This window comes from Aeromonas sobria (assembly GCF_006243315.1).
Lineage (GTDB): Bacteria > Pseudomonadota > Gammaproteobacteria > Enterobacterales > Aeromonadaceae > Aeromonas > Aeromonas sobria_A.
The window spans coordinates 1-18,760 of sequence record NZ_NKWE01000068.1 but is presented as its reverse complement, the minus strand read 5'-3'; the positions used below and the strand labels follow the sequence as shown (position 1 = coordinate 18,760).

The window sequence follows — 18,760 nt, the reverse complement described above, 5'->3', positions numbered from 1 at the left end:
ATGTATCGGTTCAAGCAGTTGATGACGGGCAACATCAGTCTGCGTAACTACAACGGCCAAGTGGGAGAGATCATGGCCTACGTGTGTGCGATGAACAAACTGAATGCCCTTGGTCTGCCTGTCAGAAAGCCCCGAGTGTAACGGTCATTTGGGGCTGGGGCAGTTGTGGCTTGATGGTTGATTTGGGAAACAACGCCACGCTAGGCACATTCATTGTTAGCTTCAGAACTCATTTTAAAAACTGGATCAATTTTAATTCGTTTTGTTATTTCATTCTTATCCAAATTCTTCGCAAGCTCAAGATACTGATTGAAATCAAAATTGTTAATATTTCCAGATTTTGCGATTCGCGCAATATTGTACAATACAATCGCTTTAGAACTATCAAAAATAACATCAAGTTCACTAATCTGCTTTAGAATATCAATAATATCCCTCCTAACTTTATCGTCAGCGACAATTGCTTCAGAAGCGAGTAAGTCTGCCTCAACCCAATATTGCCTAGCTATGCCAAACTGGAGATACTCTTTGGCTTTTTCTGGATAACCATACATTGCCAATAGGGAGGCAATTACATCTTTCTGCTCATTTGCAGAGCCTAGTGAGCGTCTAAAAACCACCGCCTTAAATATTAAAGAAAACGTTCTTCGACCGACTTCTGTTGAAAGTAAAAATGCGAATACCCCTGCGTATGCTGCCATTAGTGATATGAAGATGGGGGTTCTATTGTTTTTGTCCGTTGTACCAATTGGTTTTCCGGCAACCCCTTTACCTCTCAGAGATACTCCCCCACCCTCAGTGATTGCATTCGAGCTTTGAAATATCACAGAAACGCTAGCACTTTCTCTCGGGTTTAAACTGTCTATTTTTAACTCAACTGCTCTCTCGTCGGTTCTCTTTTTGTGAGATATTGCTCCATTTATAGTTATTTTTGATTTCTGTATTACGCCATCTGAAAATGAAAGAACAAAAACAACATCTTCAACAACCCTATCACCTGAGTTGGTTATTTCAACTTGCTGAATAAAAAGCTTGTTATTGGAATCATCGAACGGAATACTCTGAATTGAATTATAGGTCAATTCAGTTTTCTCTGTCTGCCACCAAAATAAAAGCATGCCGGTCGCAATCGTGACAACCCCTGTAATTAATGCCGTTGCAATTATGGACTTCCAATTCATAGATTCCCCCAATGGTAAAACCAACTCAATATTAAGACTCGTAGGTTCGATTAGCGAAGCGTAATCGGACGTTCGCGGCCTTTCTGCAATGTGTCTCTTTAACTCACTAAAACCATCCCATCTTGCCACATCTCCGCCCCAGAAACTCACTCTTGAACTGGCAGCCAAAATCACCGGTTGTGACGTACTTTCCACATTAGCGGGGAGTATCACCGCGAGCGTCCGATTACGCCTTCCGGCTAATCGAACCTACGTGCTTTCAAAAATAGGCTGACCATCAACGACCAATGTTGGAATACGACCTGCTGGATTCAACTTCAAATAATCAGATGATTTTTGACTATTAGTTTTCTTATCAACCAACAACAGTTCATAGTCTGCTTGAACATGGTGAAGTAAAAAGTGCGGGGCTAGGCTCGCATTGTTTGGATAATAGTAAAGCTTAAACAAGACAGACTCCTTTCTGTTGATGCTTAAAAATTATTACATGACCGTAGGTTCGATTAGCGAAGCGTAATCGGACGTTCGCGGCCTTTTTGTAATATGTCTTTTTAACTCGCCAAAATCCTCCCATCTTGCCACTTCTCCGCCTCCCGAAACTCACTCTCAAACTGGCAGCCAAAGTCAACAGTCGGGATATACTTGCCAAGCCACATTGGCGGATAGTGTCACCGCGATCGTTCGATTACGCTTCGCTAATCGAACCTACTAACTGTCTGCTGCAATGCTGTGTTATAAGCCGTTTTGCAACTCATTTTTTAATGCTTTAAGCAATCCAGGAGCAGATTCCCTGACGAAAGCTATTTGAGCTTGTGAGAGGGGTTCACCATGAACCGCATAGTTACACACTGATATAACCTCCATTACACCATGAAGAACACTCTTGGATATTTGCTCATAGTTTCTTAGTGCATTCAATAATTTACCAACGGAGTATCTACGTCGATATTTTTCATCTACATCTGAATATTCGCGCAACAGATTTTCAAAAGACAATCTAACTTTGAACATTTCGACGCGGACTGGGTCAATGTCGTAATCATATACATCATCTTCTGGGGCGGCTTTAATGCCCATTTTATCCAGAGTACGTTGTATCTGTTCCGAGAGATCTGGTATATCAGAATCTTTCGGCGGAACAGCACCAGACTGAAAATATATCTGATTACTGTTGGCATTCGATACTTCGATTGAGGACTTAATTTCAGTTTTGAGTATGGAAAGTTGATAGTTTACATCTTTCTTTAAATCATCTATTTGCTGTTTTAGTTTTATACCAAATAAATCCATTTCTTGGAATATTGGCGCAAGACACACTCCAATCCATATCACGAAAACGACAACATCAAAGTAGGAAGGACTCCCCTCGATAAGCTTTGAGTATCGACCATACAAATAGAATCCTAAGATAACAACTAGGATTCCCCACCATACAGTTTTGAAGTTTTCAGAATTCTTCATCTATAACCTGACATCCTTAAGTCTTATAACAACAATTAGATAGAGAGATCTATTAATGTGTTAACAACACCTTTCATCTAACGCCCCCCTTTCACTCGTCATTACAACCAATAAATTATTTTAAAATCAATGCATTACCAACGCCTTGCACCAGCTCCACTTGTATCACTGGATAAAACCACAGTCAAGAAACGGAAATTGAAAATGCAGTCTCTATCCTCTTTTATGGGCTTGCCGTGATTTTTACCCAGCCATCTACACGATATAAAAAAGGCCTCATCATGAGGCCTTATCAGAAATATTCAGGTTCCGGCTGGTAGCCAGCTTTGCGGCAATCAACCCGGCTCGGAAGCCAAGGGCAGCACCTGGCCATCCAGCGCCTGATAACTGTTGGCTGGATAGTCCGGCACCGGTTCGCAATAGGGGATCCGGCTTAGCACCGGCGCCTTGATCAGGGAAGCCAGTCGATCACTGCGGCGCAAGCTGGTATCCGCCAACTCGGTCAGCAGGGCCAACCCGCCGCCCAGCCCCAGTCCGCCAATCACCCCGGCCAGCACAAATAGCCACAGCGGGTAGTTGCTCGGTTTGCTGGGGGCGAACGGCTTGTCGATCACCTTGATCCGCTCCCCTTGCTCGAAATTGCCGAGCGCCCCGGTGACTTTGGCCTTCTCATAGCGCAGCGAGAGATCCTGATAGAGGCCACGTTTTACCTCCAGATCCCGCTCCAGCTCAGCGAGTTGCCGTTCGGTATCGCCCTGGGAGTCCACCACCTTGTCCAACCCGTCGATCTGCGCCTGCAACCCGCTCACCGCTTGTTCGGTCTGGGTCAAGATACGCTGCGCCTGTTGAAACTCGGGTCCCATCGCCATATCGGGCTGACTGTGCAGGCGATCCCGCTCCTGTTGCAACTGCTCAATCTGATAATGCAGGCTCTGCACCTGACTGTGCTCATTGCTGTAGCGGGCACGCAGCAGGGCCAGCTCGGTCTGCATCTGTTGCAACTGCTCATCGAGCTGCAGCGCCAGCTTGCTCTGCTGCCCGCGGGCCAGCAGCTCCACCGCAGCTTTCGCCTGTTGCAAGGTGAGCAGGCTGTCGGCATAGCGCTCTTTCAATCCATAGAGCCGGGCGACGTTGGCACTCTGTTGCTGGGGCAAGGCACTGGCATGTTCCCGTTTGAAGTCGGCCAGTAGCTGCTCGGCCCCTTGCAATTCGCTACGGCGACTGTCGAGCTGGCTTTGCAAAAAACGCTCGGAGGATTCCGCCGACTGGCGCCCTTTACTGAGCAAGTTGAAAAAGAAACGCCGTGAGATCGCTTCCAGCAGACCGGCACTGTTGGCGGCCGAATCGGCCCTGACCTTGATTTCAATCACCTCGTCACCGATCAGCCGTAATGAGACAGCCCCGGAGAGCCAATCCATGATGGCATCGCGCTTGGCCGGTGGGGTCTCGTCGTTGACCAGACCGCGATCCCGCGCCACCCCATCGAGCACGTAGCGGCTGCGCAGCAGGGCTTCGAGCACCGCAAAGCGATCTTTGAGGCTCTCTTGAGTGATCAGATCCTTGAGGGTCGGGGTCTGGTTGGCATCTTGCGGCACCATAAAGGTGGTGCGACTCTCAAACTCCTTGGGGGTCAGCCAGCCAATGGCGCCGCCGACCAGCGGCATCACCAGCACCGGGATCACCAGCAGATAACGACGACGCCAGGCCGCAAACAAGATGAGGTAGAGGTTGTAATAGAACTGGACTGGCATGACATCACTCCCGATGACGCAGGTAGGGCTGTCATCTCTATGCAAGGCTGGTGCCAGTGCAAGGCCGGTGCCACTGCAAGAGTGCAAGGCCGCTGCCAGCACCGTTTAGCTCCCGTGGTTGCCGGGCACTGACTTGGCTAACGGCAAGAGTGGTACAAGATTCGCATTAACCGGTGGTCCGGGGCCGCGCCCCCTCCCTGTGCTGGAGTGCTCACCATGCTGCCATCGTCCGATCCCCTTACTCCCTCCGAGCGCCAACCGGCGGTGGTGCAAATCGTCCAGCACCTGCAGCCCGGCGGGCTGGAGACCATGGTGCTCAACCTGACCCAGGCCAATGCGGGCCACCAGCCGATGCATATCATCTCCCTTGAGGGGGACAAGGCGGCGGTATTGGCGGCATGGCCGGCCCTGCGCCCGTTCGCCACGCGGATCCACTGTCTGGCCAAACCGGCCGGTTGGTCCCTGACCACCCTCGGGCGGCTGACCCGCTTGCTGCGGCAACTCAAACCGGGGGCGGTGCATACCCACCATCTTGGCCCGCTGCTCTATGGCGGCTTGGCCAGTCGCTTGGCGCAAGTGACAACCCTGGTGCACACCGAACACGATGCCTGGTATCTCGATGACCCCCATCAACGCACCCTGGCCAGTCTGGGGCTGCGCACCTTCAGGCCGACTCTGGTGGCGGATGCGACCCCGGTGGCCACCCAGCTGCAAGCCAAGCTGGGGCAGTTGTCCGCACAGGTGATCCCCAACGGTATCGATGAACAGCGTTTTACCCCGGGCAATGCCGCCCTCGCCCGTCAGGAGATGGGGCTGCCGCAAGGGGTCAAATTGATTGGGTGCGCGGCGCGCCTCGAAACCGTCAAGGGCCATAGCTTGCTGCTGGAGGCGATCAGCGCCTTGCCGGAAGAGGTGCATCTTGCATTGGCAGGGGTCGGCAGTTTGCAAAATGCATTGCAGCAGCAGTGCCAAGGGTTAGGCATTGCCCATCGCGTGCACTTCCTCGGGTTGGTTGAGCAGATGCCGTGCTTTTATCAGGGGCTGGATCTGTTCTGCTTGCCGTCACTGGCAGAAGGGATGCCGCTCTGTGTGCTGGAGGCCCAGGCCTGCGGCGTCCCGGTGGTGATGAGCGCCGTTGGCGCGGCGGTCGAGATAGTCTGTCCGGCCAGCGGCTATCTGCTCGATAAACGAGACCCGCAGCTGTTGGTGCAACTTCTGGCACAGGGGTTGCTCAACTCAACTAGCCTGCGCGCAGTCACCCGTGAGTTTGTCTGCCAGCAAGGCAGCCTGAGCCAGATGGCGCAGGCCTATCAGGCACTTTACCGCCGTTAAGCAGACGGCACCGGATTAAAGGAGCATCCCATGGAGTGGTACATGATAGCGTTTTGGCTCTGTGCAGCGCTGGTGGTCTACCACCATGCTGGCTACCCCCTGCTGCTCAAATATTTTGGTCAGCGGGCCCGTCAGATCACCCCGCATCCGCAACCCATGACCCGTGGCCTGAACCGCAGCCATGGCGATGAGGCGCTCCCCACCATCACCCTGATCATGCCGGTCTATAACGAGGCGGCGACCATCGCGGCCAAACTGCAAAATATCGCCAGCCTCGATTACCCCGCCGACAAGCTGTGGGTCCATGTGCATTTTGATGGCTGCAGCGATGATAGCTATCCGATCGCCCTGCTCCAGCTCGGGGATCCGGCCCTGCAGCATGTGCAGATCAGGCTGTTTAATCACGATCTCAATCGCGGCAAGGTCGCCGTACTCAACGATGCCATGGCGCTGGTCAAGAGCGATTTGGTGGCCCTGAGCGATGTCTCTGCCCTGCTCCCCATCGATAGCCTGCTGCTGGCCGCCGCCCATTTTCAAGATCCCAAGGTGGGGGTGGTGGGGGAAGCCTACCGCTTCTGGCAAGCAGGCTCCGAGGGCGAAGAGCACTACTGGCGCTATCAGAGCCAGATCAAGCTGTGCGAATCAGCCCTCGGCAGCATGCTGGGCGCCCATGGTGCTTTCTATGTGATCCGCAGCCACTGCCTCACTCCGCTGGCGAGCGATACCATCAACGACGATTTCATCCTGCCGATGCAGGCCATCGCCAAGGGTTACAAAGCGGTCTATGACAATCGCTGCGCCGCACTGGAGCTGGAAGTATCTGATGCTGCCCTTGAAGCGGTGCGGCGCAAGCGGATCGGGGCTGGCAATACCCAGCAACTGCTGCGCCTGTTGCCACTGCTGCACCCCAAATTTGGTTGGGTGGCGTTTAATTTTGCCAGTGGCAAAGGGCTACGGGTATTGATGCCCCTGTGCCTGATGCTGCTGTGGCTGTGCGCTATCCCTCTGGCCACTGCATCTGCCTTTTTTGGCGCCGTACTTGCCGCGCAACTGCTGGGCTATGCCCTGGTGGGAGTGATCCAGCTGACCCCGAATTACCGCTGGCCCGGCCCGCTGCGCACTATCCACTATCTGGTGCTTGGCCACTGGTACAACGGCATTGGCACCCTCCACTACGGCTTGCGCACATTGATCCGTTCCACCACTCAGGAGAGAGCAGCATGAAACACCCCATCCCGACAGTGACCCTGGTGGTCAAACGCATCATGGATCTGGCTGGTGCATCCCTTGGCTTGTTGCTGACGCTGCCGCTGTGGCCCCTGATCATGCTGGCTATCCGCCTCGATAGTCCGGGGCCGGTGTTCTTTCGCCAACTGCGGATTGGCCGCAGCCATGCCAGCCATACCGAGCTGTTTTTTATGATCAAGTTTCGCACCATGCGGGCTGATGCCGAGGCGGGGACAGGCCCGGTCTGGTGCGGGAAAGGGGATAGCCGCATCACCCGCAGCGGCGATTTTCTGCGTAAAACCCGGCTCGATGAGCTGCCGCAATTTCTCAATGTGCTCAAGGGAGAGATGTCGCTGATTGGCCCCCGGCCAGAACGCCCCGGCATCGCCAACCGGCTGGAAGATGCGGTGCCGTTTTTTATTGAACGCACCTATGAAGTGGCCCCCGGCATTACCGGATTGGCGCAGGTCAATCAGGGCTATGATGAGTCACTCGATGACGTGCGCAGCAAGCTGGCCTTTGATCTGGCCTACTCGGTCGCCCTGCTCCACCCCTGGCGCTGGCTGGTGCAAGATCTCCAGATCATCGGCAAGACCATTGCCATTATGGTCGGCAAGAAGGGCCGCTGAGCCCCTACCTACTGGTGGATTCACAATCCCCACCAGCCACCACATCCCAACCCGATAGCACTGGCCATTGCTGATGCAATGGCCTTTTTCTTGATCCCCTCGCAACCATGTCGCGCTATGGTGTCAGCCCCTTGCCAACACAGCGTCCTCCAAGGGGCGGCTGGCCCGCTACCCTGGATGCCGCACCGCAGGCATCAATCAGCGGCGGTGCAACGCACCCGCCAAGACGAATCCCGCAATAGCCCGCTACCCTCGATGCCGCAGCAGCACCCTCCATCGGGGGGCGTTGTGGCGGTTGTGGGCCTTCGCCAAGCTGCGGCGGCACACTTCTGAGACTGCACACTTCTGAGGCTACACACTGCTACGGCTACACACTGCTACGGCTGCACACGGCGGAGGCTGCACACGGCGGAGGCTGCACACTTTTGCGGTTACACACAGCGGATCAAGGGCGATGGCACCGTCGGGTCACCGTCCTTTACCGCAGGTGGCAACCCGTTAAGACGCCAGTCAGTCGAGATCGCTTCGCACGCTCATGACTCGTTACCCATTACCCATAAAAAAGCGAGTGGCCAGGCCACTCGCATTGGTTCATCTCACGGGCTGGTTAGCGGGGATAGAGCGCCAGAATATCACTCACTCTGTGATTGACGCTGTAACCGCGCGCTATGGTTCTGCGCGCCGCCTGACTCATCCGGCCACGCACCCCCTCATCGCTGCGCAGCCAATAATTGACCAGATCGGCCATGTCCTGCACATGGCCGGGCTCCACCAGCCAGCCATTGGACTTGTGATCAATCAGCTGCACCAAACCACCCACAGCAAAGGTGCAGACCGGAATGCCGTGGGCCATCGCCTCCAGCGCCACCAGCGGCAACCCCTCAAACCGGGAGGTGATACAGAGCAGATCAATATGGTGCCACTCGTTGGCCATTTGCCGAAAACCGTGGAGCTGCACGCGGTCACCATATTGCTGCCACAAGGTATCTTGCAATGGCCCAGCACCGTAGAGATGAAATTCGCCATCGGGACAGAGCGCCGCCAACTGGCAAAAACTCGCGGGTCCCTTTTCAGCTGACAGTCTGCCAACAAACGCGATGCGATTGCCTTGTACCGCGACAGGGGATGCAGGCATCGGCACGAAGTTGCTGATCACCGTGCTCGGCACTGGCAATCTGCGAGCAATCGCCTCACTCACTGCAATACAGGTCGCAAAACGCGCCGTGACCCGATCCAGCCAGCTGTAAAACTTCAGTAACCCCTGCCCCTCATCACCACTGTGAAAGGTGGAGACGACCGATTTTCCGCTGCACCAGGCGGTCAGACGACCGAGGATCCCGGCCTTGTAACCATGGGTGTGCACCAGCACATCACCGGATTGACTCGCCAACGTCTGCACAAAATCACGGCTGTTGCGACAGACCCGATAAGGTAGCCCCTGCTGCTTGAGTAGCGCAATAAAGGGGGTTATTCCGTGGTTGCTCACCAGCACTATGGTCGGGTTCAGCCCCCTGCTCAGCAGATCGCGCGCCAAATGGGTAATGTGAACTTCGATCCCGCCTACTTGACGGGCATCAATAGCGAGCCAGATCGGCTGTGTTGGTAACATAAGCGCCCTCCTTGTGTGGCTCCACGCCATGTGCAACATGGCGACTGCGTACTGCTGCAGAGATGCATAGAGCGGGCCAGCAACACCAAGGAAGGGCAGGATCAGGCGGCGGGATAAGCGAGCAGTAACAGGGTCATATCATCCAGCGCGGCCCCCTCGGCCCGCTCATCAAACCAGTTGGCAATCCGCTGTGCCAGCCGCTCCAGACTCGGCTCGGGCGTCAGGCACAATGTCCGCAATTGATCTTCCCACTGCTGGCGCTCGCTGGCATCTCGGCTATCGAGCAAGCCGTCGGTCCAGAACAGCAAGCGCTCTCCCGGTTTAAGCTGACGCTGATTGGTCACAAAATGGGGGTCTGGTCGCAAACCGGGTAAGGGGCCAGTCACCCCGACCTGACGCACCGAGCCCGGCCCGATCAGCCAGGGCGCAGGATGACCGGCACTGGCCCACTGCACCCGCCCCTCGTCACCGAGCTCGATACACAAGGTGGTGAGCAGGGTGGCCCCCAGCAAGGGATCACTATGGACCGCGTTGGACAAAATGGTCAGCAGGCGGGCGGGGGCGCGTTCCAGATCGTGGGCGGTCAGCAAGCCACGCAAATAACCGGCATAGGCATGGGCAAAAAACTTGGCCTCAGCGTCGTGGCCCATCACATCCCCGAGCCACAACACCCGATCTTTGACCAGTAGAAAGTCCCCGCCCCCCACTGTGGCCGCGCGGGTTTGCAACGCCAGCGGGTATCCGTTTATCGAGGTGGCGGGCAATAACGGGCGCAGCGCCGAGGTCATCCGCTGATCAAGCTGCGCCCCCCATTGTGATTGCAGTTGGCGAGAACGCTGCAACACCCGGGACACCGCCATCAACAGGTCTTGTTTGGTGATGGGTTTGACCAGAAAATCGTCGATACCCAAGGCACCGGCACGACTCTGGGTCCATTGATCCTGATGGCCGGTGAGAAAAATAAAGGGGACCCCCTTCATCTTGGGATCTTTCATCAGCTGCTGGCGCAGCGCAAAACCGTCGAGACCTTCCATCTCGATATCGGACAGCACCATGGCGGGCGGCTGTCTTCCCAATACCTGCAAGGCCGCGTCGGGATCGGCATAGGATTCGACCCGGTAGTGCTCATGCAGATAAGCCGTGAGCAGGGCGCGCATCACCTTGTCATCATCAATGACGGCAATCACGGGCAGCGCCTTGATCACCGCATGAGGGCGCAGGCTGACCCGATTGCGTTCCCCCTCGCGGGTAAAGCGCACCTCGGCAAATAACTGGTGTACCAGGGCGAGCCCATAGCCTCCCTCTTGCAGCTCATCGGGTAACGGCATAGGGCTAAGGGTGGGCTGGGGCCCGCCATCATCCTCCAACAACAGGATCAGGCCCTGCTCGTCTTGTTTAAGAGTGAGCCACAGCTGAGTGGCAGGCGGCATGGCATGGCGGACGATATTGGTCGCCAGTTCACTGAAACAGAGCAGCCAGTTGGCTTGCTCCTGCTGGGACACCTGAAACAGGGACAACCCTTGTGCCAGCCGGTGGCGCAGTTCACGCACCGCTTGCAAGCTGGCAGGGGCAGATCGCAACCAATCATCCATACACACTATCCATCAGCCATCTCCAGAGACACTCGCCACCCGCCCCTACTGCGCCCGGTCAGATCCGGAAGTTAAGTAGCGAACTGCGCCGACACCAGCGCTTAAGCCATTCGGTCACCCGGTTGCTGGGCAGCCGGTTGAGTTCCCGCAGGATCTCGCTGGCCAGGCCCGGATTGAGCTTGTCGTTATAAACCGCCCCCACCAGATTGGCGTCAGCCCGCGTAAGTTTATCCACCGCACTCTGCACGGCGCTGGTCGGCGTGACCCCGGCCAACACCACCAGCAACGCCCCGTCACAGGCGCCACACACCTGATCGGCAGGAATATTGCCCCGATTGAGGGCATTAAGGGGGGAGGTATCGAAGATCACCACATCATAATGTTCGAACCAGCGCTGCAGCAGTTGGCGCAAGGTATCTTTGTTGCGAAACGCCATCAAATCTTTACCGGGTGCGGGCAACAGTGAGAGCGAACGACCATGCGCTACCGGCTCGGGCACATCGTTGGGCCCCCAGGCGAGCGCCGTCGCACGCCCAGGGTGATAAAGATTGAGATCCACCAGCAGGGTACGCAGCCCATCCGCTTCTGCTCGTCTGGCCAACGCATCGCAGATGGAGCTCACCCCTTCCCCCCCTTCGGCAGAGGTGATGGCCAGCGAGCGGATTCCCCGGGCGAGAGTCGCCGCGTAGAGGGATTCGAGCTCCAGATATTGAATGGGGATGCTCATGTCAAAGCGTCCCGACCAGCGCTACCACCGAAATCGTGGTGAGAATATCCCGCATCCCATCCATGAAAATCGCCCAGTTGCTGCTCTTGCTATCAGGGATAAAGACGGTGTCCCCCGCCCGCAATACCGGCAGTTGGCTAAAGTCAGGCTCCTTGGCAAAGCCATCGAGATCAAAGCTGCGGGCCTGATCCCCCTGCTCGCTGGTGGCCATGTTGATCACCACGATCTTCTTGATATAGGCGGTGTTGGTCGGGCCACCAGCCTCAGCCAGCAGATCCAGCAGGGTCATGGAGGAGTCAAAGCGATAGCGACCGGGGCGCGCGATCGCCCCCAGCACCCGAATGGTGTTCTCCTTGGGTTCATCCAGCCAGGGGCGATTCTTCTCTGGCAAGTAAATGGAGTCGCCCGGCATCACCTTGGGCAGCAAGGTTTCATCACCGGTTTCAAAGTACATGGCAAGGTCGAGCTTGCTGACCCGCGCCGTGCTGCCATTGCGGTGGGCAATACGCACATTGCGCAGATCGGCGGCCGCCGTCGGGCCATCGGCTGCCGACAAGATATCGATAAACCCCAGCTGGTCGTTAAAGGCATAACGCCCCGGCGCGCCGACCTGGCCAAAGATATAGATGGAGCTGTCCGGTGACTGGCGCACCCATTGGGATTTGTTATCGCTGGGATCGGTGGGCAGCTCGGGGATCATGATGGTAAAGCCCGCGCGGATCCGGGGCAGGCTGGCCAGCGCCCCGCCCTGATGCAAAAATCGGTCAAGGTCAAACAGGGTCGGCGTGGCCTGGCCCCCCTCGGAGGTGAGGATCTGGACTTTGGCGATATCGGCCTGCTCACTGGGGCCACCGGCGTGGGCAATCAGATCCAGCAGCGACATCTCATCAGACCATTCATAACGACCCGGGATCCGCACCGCCCCCATCACCATCACCGCCCGTCCGGGCGCCACTTTGAGCCAGGACTTCTCGTTGATGTCGGTCTTCTCCGGCACAAAAATCGCGTCACCGGGTTTTATTTGTGGCAATGCCTTTTGGAGTCCCTCTGTATAGGCCTGCAGATCAATGGGCTCTACACTGCCATCGGTGCGCAGCAAGCGGATTTGGCGACTCTCGGCATAGCGGGTCGGGCCACCGGCATTGGCCAGAATATCGAGGAAGGAGTCCCCTTCCCGCCCCTCATAAGCACCGGGTTTGAACACCTCGCCCATGATGTAGATGGTGCGGGCACCCCGTTTTATCTGCTCTTCATCCTTGGGTATAAAGATGGTGGCCCCCGGCGCCAGATTGGGTAGCAAGGCGTTATTGCCGGAGTCAAGGTAGGCCTTGAGATCAAACAGCTCGGGGGCATCGCCATTGATCACCCTGATCCGCTCCACCCCGGCAAAACGGGTCACACCGCCCGCCCGCATCAGCAGATCAACAATGGTGTTGCCACTTTTGAAACTGAAGGCGCCCGGGCTATTGACCTCACCAAACACCTTGATCGCCTTGCCGGTATCACCATCGCCCCCTGCTGCCAGCGTGGCAGCATCAAAATCGATCTGCACGTTGCCAATCAGGGGGGATGCGGGCACAAACACCACATCAAGGGATTGCAGCGGCGGCAACACGCTGGCATCGCCGGTATCGAGGTAACGCTTGTAGTCAAAGCTCGATACCGTGCTGCCACGGCGCACTTGCATATTGTTGAGCTGGGCCCCAGGCACCAGACCGCCAGCGGCATCGAGGGCCATCTGCACGTTGCCATCGGGGGCCAAATCATAACTACCGGGTTTTTTGACATAGCCCATCACGCTGATCAGCAGCCGCTTTTCCAGCAAGGTGACGGTCAATTGAGAGAGGTTGTTGTAAACCGGTGTGAGGGCGGTGCGGATCAGCTCATCCGCCTGTGGCAAGGTTTTCCCCCCCACCACCACAGTGCCGACTTCAGGTAGCGTAATCTCCCCTTGCTTGTTGATCTGGAACGGCTGATCAAAGGCAGGCTCACCGGGCTGCACTATGGCCAGCCGATCACCGGGAGCGAGTAAGGTGGAAGCCAGTAACGGGCTAGTAAATAGCAGCAAGAAAAAACCGATCAATCCTTTGATAGCGCCCCGTTTCATAGACATCCTTTTTGTCTGTTACGTTTGCCCCCATTGTCGCAAGGGGAGCCCTGACCAATCAGTGCTACAGCCCGCAACGGTGGTTTGTTGCAGCCGCAAACGTACTTTTTGTAGTGACTGTGCCAACACCGTCTGACGCCAACCGACCTCAGACCAGAGCCGACCATGCATATCCCGTTCGATATCAATGCGTTGTGATTGTAATTGTTTAAGCTCAGCAGGCATACACTCCCTTAGATGAGATTGCTGTAACTGCACAATCTGCGAATCAAGGGTCTTCTGAGCCTCATCATAACGAGACCAGACTTTTCGTTCATCCTCATTCACCGGAATACGCGTCGGCCTCACCTCGGCCAGTCCGCCATAACCCGCAGGTGGCCACTGAGTACAACCCGACAGCATGATAGATGACAGCAATAGCCCCCATCGTTTCATGATGCGGCCGCCATCATGTTACGAGCACGCATATAGGTTTTGAGCGTGTCATGACAAGGGATCACCCTGTCTATATGTAACATTTCCAACAGATCGTGGGGTTGACCTGGCCCACAAACAAGGGCCATCTGATGCCCGTTCATAATCAGTCTTTTATAGAGAAAAACCAATGCCCCAATCCCTGACGAGTCGATAAAATGCACATCGCTGATATCTGCCAACACATTACCGTGATAGGTAGCCAGCTCCTCGAACAACGGACGCAACGCACTGACCGCCATCGCATCGAACTCATTTTCCAGTACCACAACCTGAGTGTCATTAAGGGTGTAAGTCATACTTTCCATGGTTAACTCCTTGTCTATATCCCGGACTGTTCACTGTCATCGCACTCGCCACCTTGCAACTGTCATGCCGAGCCCAGATTAGTCGACCGGATAACCCGTCATGCTCTCCATATGATACTCCTCCCGCCCTACTCTTCACACATCCAGACCCAATTTCAGTTACCAATTTGCAACAAGGCTGCGTATTACCTTGCAAACTGCAACGACAACTGTCACCAAAGAGCACAGATAGACTGAACTCGCCTTAAAAATGCGGTGATACACGCGATATTTAACTCGGCCCGAGTTTTGCTTGCCTCCTGTTACCGGGAGCAACAGTGGTTGTTCTGCGTGTCATCATCGAACAGGTTCAAGGAGGAAGTTATGAGACTAGGCCTTTATATCGCACCACTACTGGGCGCCCTCAGCGGCCTCACACAAGCCGCCCCCACCCTTGAAGATGCGCTGCTCAAGGTAGAGGGAGCGATCGAAAGCCCCACTCATCACACGTTTTATCTGTGGGATAGCGCCATGCTGGACCAGTTAACCCAGTATGAAATCACCACCCATACCCCCTGGTATGACCAAGCCAAGACGTTTCGTGGCCCGCGGCTGCAAGACGTCCTGGCCAAGGTCGGGGCAAATGGCACGCAGCTCACCATCACCGCACTCAACGACTACTCGGTGCAGGTGCCCACCAGTGATGCCGCGCAATACCAGGTGATCCTCGCCCGCACCATCGATGGCAAACCGCTCTCGATCCGCGATAAAGGCCCACTATTTCTCATCTATCCATTCGATCAGTATCCGGAGCTGCGCAACAAGCTCTATTACGGTCGGGCCATCTGGCAGATCAGCCAGATCAAGGTCGAGTAGGTCCCACCATGCGATCCCTGGCTGCAAGTCAGCGTTTTCTGGCGGTGGTGCTGTGCGTATTGCTGCTTGCCTTTGCCGGCATTGGCACCATTCAATATCGGCAATTTCAGGATCTGCAGCGCAGCACCAGCCAGGGTGAAGATAATGTGATGTGGAACTACTTCCAGCTCTACAACGAAGCCCTGCGCTTTCAAAATGCGCTACGCCATGAGCCGCAAGCCAAATATCAACTCAGATACGATATTTTGGTGAGCCGCATGGACCTTATTCTGCAGAGCAAGGATCGCTCGCTGCTACAGCAAACCGCGATCTACCAGCAGGCCAGCACCGGGATCCGCCACTACATTGCGCTGGCCGATCGCTGGCTGGGGCCGGAAGGGGCTGAACCGTTAGGGCCTGCCGCCCATCAGCAATTGCATCAGCAACTGGCCCTGTTGCTTCCCTTGTTGCATCAACTGACCCTGGAGGTGAATCAACAGGCCACCCTGTTTGACGTAGCGCGTCGTGACGATGTCAGACAGCAGATCATCACCACCACCCTGATCGCCGCCCTGCAATTTTCCCTGCTGTTCATACTGGCCTTGTTGATCTCGCGGCAGATGAATATCTCGTCGAAGCAACACAAACTGATGCAACAGCTCAACGAGAAGCTGACACGGGCTACCCGCGAGGCCGAAGCGGGCACCCGAGCCAAAAGCAGCTTTTTGGCCAATATGAGCCATGAGATCCGCACCCCGATGAATGGCATCCTCGGGATGCTGTCTCTGCTGGCCGATCGCGATATGGCCCCACGGGAACGGGATTACCTTGAGACAGCACGCGAGTCTGCCAACCACTTGCTCGGTCTGCTCAACGACATTCTGGATATCTCAAAACTGGAAGAAGGCAAGATAGAGCTGCAGCTCACCCCCCATCACCTGCCACAACTGCTGGAAGATATTCGCGCATTGCTACAAAGCAGCTGCAATGAAAAAGGGATCACCCTCACCCTCACCATTGCCGACGATACCCCCGAATGGTTGATGATCGATCCGCTCAGAGTACGCCAGATCCTGTTTAATCTGCTCAGTAATGCCATCAAGTTCACCCATCATGGCGCAGTCAACATTCATATTGATAGCACCAGGCTGGAGCAGGAACGTTACTCCATACGGGTAGCGATCCAGGATACCGGCATTGGTATGAGCAAGTACCAGCTGCAAAACCTGTTTCAGCGATTTGCTCAGGCTGATGTCTCTATTACTCGTCAATATGGTGGCTCCGGTTTGGGCCTTGAAATATCACGCAACCTGGCACGGTTGATGGGCGGAGATATCTCAGTGGCCAGCCAAGAGGGAAAAGGCAGCCAATTTACCTATATCTGGCCAGCTCAAGCCACCACCCCCTCCATTGTCTGCCTGCCTGCCAAGCCTGCGGATCAAGAGCGCTACCGTATCTTGCTGGTGGATGATAACGCCACCAACCGCAAGGTGATCGGCGCCATGCTCGACTCGGTTGGCCATCAGGTCACCCTTGCCGTACAGGGGGCTGAAGCGCTGGAGAAACTGGCTGACGCTGACTTTGATCTGGTGCTGATGGACGTGCAGATGCCCATCATGGATGGCCTGGCCGCAACCACACACATTCGGACTTCCCAGCACCCGTGGGCAACTATCCCCATAATCGCCTTAACCGCCGATGCCATGCCCGAATCCAAACAGTACTACTTGTCACACGGCATGAATGGCTACATCACCAAACCGATCAGTAAAGAAACCTTGCTCAACGAGATCAACAGACAAGTCTCACGGGACCTGTATCAGCGCAACCACTCCCACCCTCGTCACGGATAGTGCCCAGCGTTGGGATCAGCCATGGGCAAGGTCTTAGGTGGATGGTGAATTACCTTCACCTGAACCTGCCCCCTATAACCAATGAGGGGCCCGCAGGCCCCTCATTGGTTCATTTCAACGTTATGCCCAACAGGCATCATTGGCGGGTTCATCTACGACAGACGTGTTCCAGATGCCCATTCGATATCGCTATGGTGCACTGCGTTACTCAGCAGCCGTTGGTGCAGGTTTCAGCGGGATTGTTCCCCAGTATCCGAACCAGTAACGCACGTGGTTCACGAACAGCATCAGTGCCCACAGCGAGCACTTTTCCGTCCATGTTGGCGGTGTATTCAGCCACCACATCCCCAAAGGCATTACGCTGCAACGCCACTTTCTGCCCCTGTTTCACATCGTCCCCCAACTTGACGAGGATCTCGGCAAAACCACCCGTTGTTGCCCGGATCGAGCTCATTTCATTACCGATATATGCCTTGTGGCTCTCGGCGGTGGCACCCAGCTTGCCGTCTATCACCTTGTAGTGGGCCAATACGTTTAAAGCCCCCTGCAACCCACGATCTATCATGTCCTGTTGATACACGCGCGGCTCGCCCACTTCTGCGGTTATCGCCGGGATACCATTCTCAACAAACGTCGTTTCCATCGAGCCGGTTTCACCAGGATCTTTTTTGATTTGGTCAGCGGGGAACAGTTCAGCAATGGTCTTCACATCCGCATTGCGATAGTCGGCATAGATAAAGAGCGGGTACGCCGTTCCGGTAGACTGGGTGTGGTAGTCGATGGCCAAATCGACATTCCCTTTGTAGATCTTGTTCCACATCAACCACGCCTGACGCTCGGGGGGATTACCTGTCTCTTTACCTGGATGGATCCGGTTGTAATCGATCACATCGCCACCGTCGGTCGAGATCGCCCAGGTACGTGACACACGCTCCAGGCCGGAACGATTGGGGCCAATAACACCAATAACACTCCCTTTCATCTTGGCCGGATCAAGTTGTACCATCGCCTTTTGCACGATCCGGACACCATTGAGCTCGTCACCATGTACGCCAGCCTGCAGCAATACTTTTTTACCATCAGCAGCACCTTTGGCCACCATGATCGGCACATACCAGCGCTGACCGGTTCCGGTCTCGACCCCCTCAAACATAAAGCGGTGCTGACCTGTAGCAAGATCTGCTACATCCAGGGCCGAGATCACTGGCACGCCTTGTACCTTATCGCCGGTGTATTGGGTTGCAGCCTGAGCAACCGAACCAAAAAGTGCTAATCCAACAGCAAACGCTACATAACGCATACGACTCTCCATGATGCTCAATATGATTAGTAATAATGCTCGGCGTTGTTGCCCAAATCAGCCATCAGGTCACAACGTCCCCAGCCCCAGGTGACCGCTACACTCGGGGCTTTCTGACAGGCAGACCAAGGGTATTTAGCTTGTTTATAGCGCTTACATACGCCATGACTTCTCCCACTTGGCCGTTGTAGTTACGCAGACTGATTTTCCCCGCCAGCAACTGCTTGAACCGATACATCGCCGTCTCTGCCAGCGAGCGCCGATGATATCCCGACATCTTCTTCCAGTGCGCCAGCCCTTCCTTGCGCATCACCAGCACAGCGTTATTTCTTGGGTGTCCCTTTTTCCATAGCCCAGCGTTCTTGCGAGGCGGGA

At 55.4% G+C, this 18,760-nt stretch carries 17 protein-coding genes and 1 pseudogene; 6 read left to right on the top strand and 12 right to left on the bottom strand.

The genetic code is table 11. The features are described from left to right. Positions 1-141 (top strand): annotated as a pseudogene (locus tag CF137_RS19825) (IS5/IS1182 family transposase); the annotation flags it as partial. Between the two features lie 59 nt (positions 142-200). On the opposite strand, the gene CF137_RS19820 reads toward CF137_RS19825, so the two are convergent. From CF137_RS19820 to CF137_RS19805, 4 genes are all read right to left on the bottom strand, one after another. Continuing rightward, on the bottom strand, positions 201-1,181 hold the full coding sequence (locus CF137_RS19820) for a hypothetical protein (RefSeq protein WP_139721166.1): 981 nt from the start codon (positions 1,179-1,181) through the stop codon (positions 201-203). 249 nt (positions 1,182-1,430) lie between these two features. Continuing rightward, a complete protein-coding gene (locus CF137_RS19815) occupies positions 1,431-1,631 on the bottom strand; it encodes a thioredoxin domain-containing protein (protein ID WP_240038578.1) in 201 nt (66 codons plus the stop codon). A 282-nt stretch (positions 1,632-1,913) separates the two neighbouring features. Beyond that, positions 1,914-2,642, bottom strand: a complete 729-nt coding sequence (locus tag CF137_RS19810) for a hypothetical protein (RefSeq protein WP_139721163.1) — start codon at positions 2,640-2,642, stop codon at positions 1,914-1,916. A gap of 335 nt (positions 2,643-2,977) precedes the next feature. Beyond that, positions 2,978-4,393: a GumC family protein gene (locus CF137_RS19805; RefSeq protein ID WP_139721161.1), complete on the bottom strand. Its 1,416-nt coding sequence runs from the start codon at positions 4,391-4,393 to the stop codon at positions 2,978-2,980. Between the two features lie 216 nt (positions 4,394-4,609). Here CF137_RS19805 and CF137_RS19800 point away from each other — a divergent pair, with 216 nt between their 5' ends. Genes CF137_RS19800 through CF137_RS19790 form a run of 3 tightly spaced genes read left to right on the top strand, consistent with a single transcriptional unit; the run spans position 4,610 to position 7,581 of the window. Next, positions 4,610-5,725 (top strand): glycosyltransferase, encoded by a 1,116-nt coding sequence (locus CF137_RS19800; protein ID WP_139721159.1) that lies wholly within the window; start codon positions 4,610-4,612, stop codon positions 5,723-5,725. A gap of 30 nt (positions 5,726-5,755) precedes the next feature. Further along, positions 5,756-6,949, top strand: coding sequence for a glycosyltransferase family 2 protein (locus tag CF137_RS19795; RefSeq protein ID WP_139721157.1), 1,194 nt, complete (start codon positions 5,756-5,758; stop codon positions 6,947-6,949). After that, positions 6,946-7,581, top strand: coding sequence for a sugar transferase (locus CF137_RS19790; protein WP_042020824.1), 636 nt, complete (start codon positions 6,946-6,948; stop codon positions 7,579-7,581). The genes CF137_RS19795 and CF137_RS19790 overlap by 4 nt, the downstream gene beginning before the upstream one ends. A 607-nt stretch (positions 7,582-8,188) precedes the next feature. Here the strand turns inward: CF137_RS19790 and CF137_RS19785 are convergent. The 6 genes from CF137_RS19785 to CF137_RS19760 form a co-directional block, all read right to left on the bottom strand. Beyond that, positions 8,189-9,190, bottom strand: coding sequence for a glycosyltransferase family 4 protein (locus CF137_RS19785; RefSeq protein WP_139721155.1), 1,002 nt, complete (start codon positions 9,188-9,190; stop codon positions 8,189-8,191). A gap of 101 nt (positions 9,191-9,291) precedes the next feature. Further along, positions 9,292-10,782 carry a SpoIIE family protein phosphatase gene (locus tag CF137_RS19780; protein WP_139721153.1) on the bottom strand — a complete coding sequence of 497 codons (1,491 nt, stop codon included), beginning with the start codon at positions 10,780-10,782 and terminating at the stop codon, positions 9,292-9,294. 58 nt (positions 10,783-10,840) lie between these two features. After that, entirely contained in the window at positions 10,841-11,509 is a 669-nt protein-coding gene (locus CF137_RS19775) for a P-loop NTPase family protein (protein WP_101324562.1), read from the bottom strand. 1 nt (position 11,510) lies between these two features. Then, positions 11,511-13,616: an SLBB domain-containing protein gene (locus CF137_RS19770; RefSeq protein WP_139721151.1), complete on the bottom strand. Its 2,106-nt coding sequence runs from the start codon at positions 13,614-13,616 to the stop codon at positions 11,511-11,513. 18 nt (positions 13,617-13,634) lie between these two features. Further along, a complete protein-coding gene (locus CF137_RS19765; RefSeq protein WP_083221077.1) occupies positions 13,635-14,051 on the bottom strand; it encodes a hypothetical protein in 417 nt (138 codons plus the stop codon). Next, the gene (locus CF137_RS19760; RefSeq protein ID WP_042020833.1) at positions 14,048-14,398 is read right to left on the bottom strand and encodes an STAS domain-containing protein; all 351 of its coding nucleotides are present in this window, start codon (positions 14,396-14,398) and stop codon (positions 14,048-14,050) included. The genes CF137_RS19765 and CF137_RS19760 overlap by 4 nt, the downstream gene beginning before the upstream one ends. 363 nt (positions 14,399-14,761) lie before the next feature. On the opposite strand from CF137_RS19760, the gene CF137_RS19755 reads away from it, so the two are divergent. After that, a complete protein-coding gene (locus tag CF137_RS19755) occupies positions 14,762-15,253 on the top strand; it encodes a putative pterin-binding protein (protein WP_139721149.1) in 492 nt (163 codons plus the stop codon). A gap of 8 nt (positions 15,254-15,261) precedes the next feature. Beyond that, positions 15,262-17,085, top strand: a complete 1,824-nt coding sequence (locus tag CF137_RS19750) for a response regulator (RefSeq protein ID WP_139721147.1) — start codon at positions 15,262-15,264, stop codon at positions 17,083-17,085. 208 nt (positions 17,086-17,293) lie between these two features. On the opposite strand, the gene CF137_RS19745 is transcribed toward CF137_RS19750, so the two are convergent. Then, entirely contained in the window at positions 17,294-18,385 is a 1,092-nt protein-coding gene (locus tag CF137_RS19745) for a M14 family metallopeptidase (RefSeq protein ID WP_204787388.1), read from the bottom strand. A gap of 97 nt (positions 18,386-18,482) precedes the next feature. Beyond that, positions 18,483-18,760, bottom strand: a 278-nt coding sequence (locus CF137_RS19740) for a transposase (RefSeq protein WP_331463394.1), incomplete at its 5' end; no start/stop codon positions are given.

What these genes read in the sequence shown, in the direction of transcription:
- CF137_RS19820 (WP_139721166.1), bottom strand. Translation starts at nt 1,181, where the DNA reads ATGAATTGGAAGTCCATAATTGCAACGGCATTAATTACAGGGGTTGTC.
- CF137_RS19810 (WP_139721163.1), bottom strand. Translation starts at nt 2,642, where the DNA reads ATGAAGAATTCTGAAAACTTCAAAACTGTATGGTGGGGAATCCTAGTT.
- CF137_RS19805 (WP_139721161.1), bottom strand. Translation starts at nt 4,393, where the DNA reads ATGCCAGTCCAGTTCTATTACAACCTCTACCTCATCTTGTTTGCGGCC.
- CF137_RS19800 (WP_139721159.1), top strand. Translation starts at nt 4,610, where the DNA reads ATGCTGCCATCGTCCGATCCCCTTACTCCCTCCGAGCGCCAACCGGCG.
- CF137_RS19795 (WP_139721157.1), top strand. Translation starts at nt 5,756, where the DNA reads ATGGAGTGGTACATGATAGCGTTTTGGCTCTGTGCAGCGCTGGTGGTC.
- CF137_RS19790 (WP_042020824.1), top strand. Translation starts at nt 6,946, where the DNA reads ATGAAACACCCCATCCCGACAGTGACCCTGGTGGTCAAACGCATCATG.
- CF137_RS19785 (WP_139721155.1), bottom strand. Translation starts at nt 9,190, where the DNA reads ATGTTACCAACACAGCCGATCTGGCTCGCTATTGATGCCCGTCAAGTA.
- CF137_RS19780 (WP_139721153.1), bottom strand. Translation starts at nt 10,782, where the DNA reads ATGGATGATTGGTTGCGATCTGCCCCTGCCAGCTTGCAAGCGGTGCGT.
- CF137_RS19775 (WP_101324562.1), bottom strand. Translation starts at nt 11,509, where the DNA reads ATGAGCATCCCCATTCAATATCTGGAGCTCGAATCCCTCTACGCGGCG.
- CF137_RS19770 (WP_139721151.1), bottom strand. Translation starts at nt 13,616, where the DNA reads ATGAAACGGGGCGCTATCAAAGGATTGATCGGTTTTTTCTTGCTGCTA.
- CF137_RS19765 (WP_083221077.1), bottom strand. Translation starts at nt 14,051, where the DNA reads ATGAAACGATGGGGGCTATTGCTGTCATCTATCATGCTGTCGGGTTGT.
- CF137_RS19760 (WP_042020833.1), bottom strand. Translation starts at nt 14,398, where the DNA reads ATGGAAAGTATGACTTACACCCTTAATGACACTCAGGTTGTGGTACTG.
- CF137_RS19755 (WP_139721149.1), top strand. Translation starts at nt 14,762, where the DNA reads ATGAGACTAGGCCTTTATATCGCACCACTACTGGGCGCCCTCAGCGGC.
- CF137_RS19750 (WP_139721147.1), top strand. Translation starts at nt 15,262, where the DNA reads ATGCGATCCCTGGCTGCAAGTCAGCGTTTTCTGGCGGTGGTGCTGTGC.
- CF137_RS19745 (WP_204787388.1), bottom strand. Translation starts at nt 18,385, where the DNA reads ATGCGTTATGTAGCGTTTGCTGTTGGATTAGCACTTTTTGGTTCGGTT.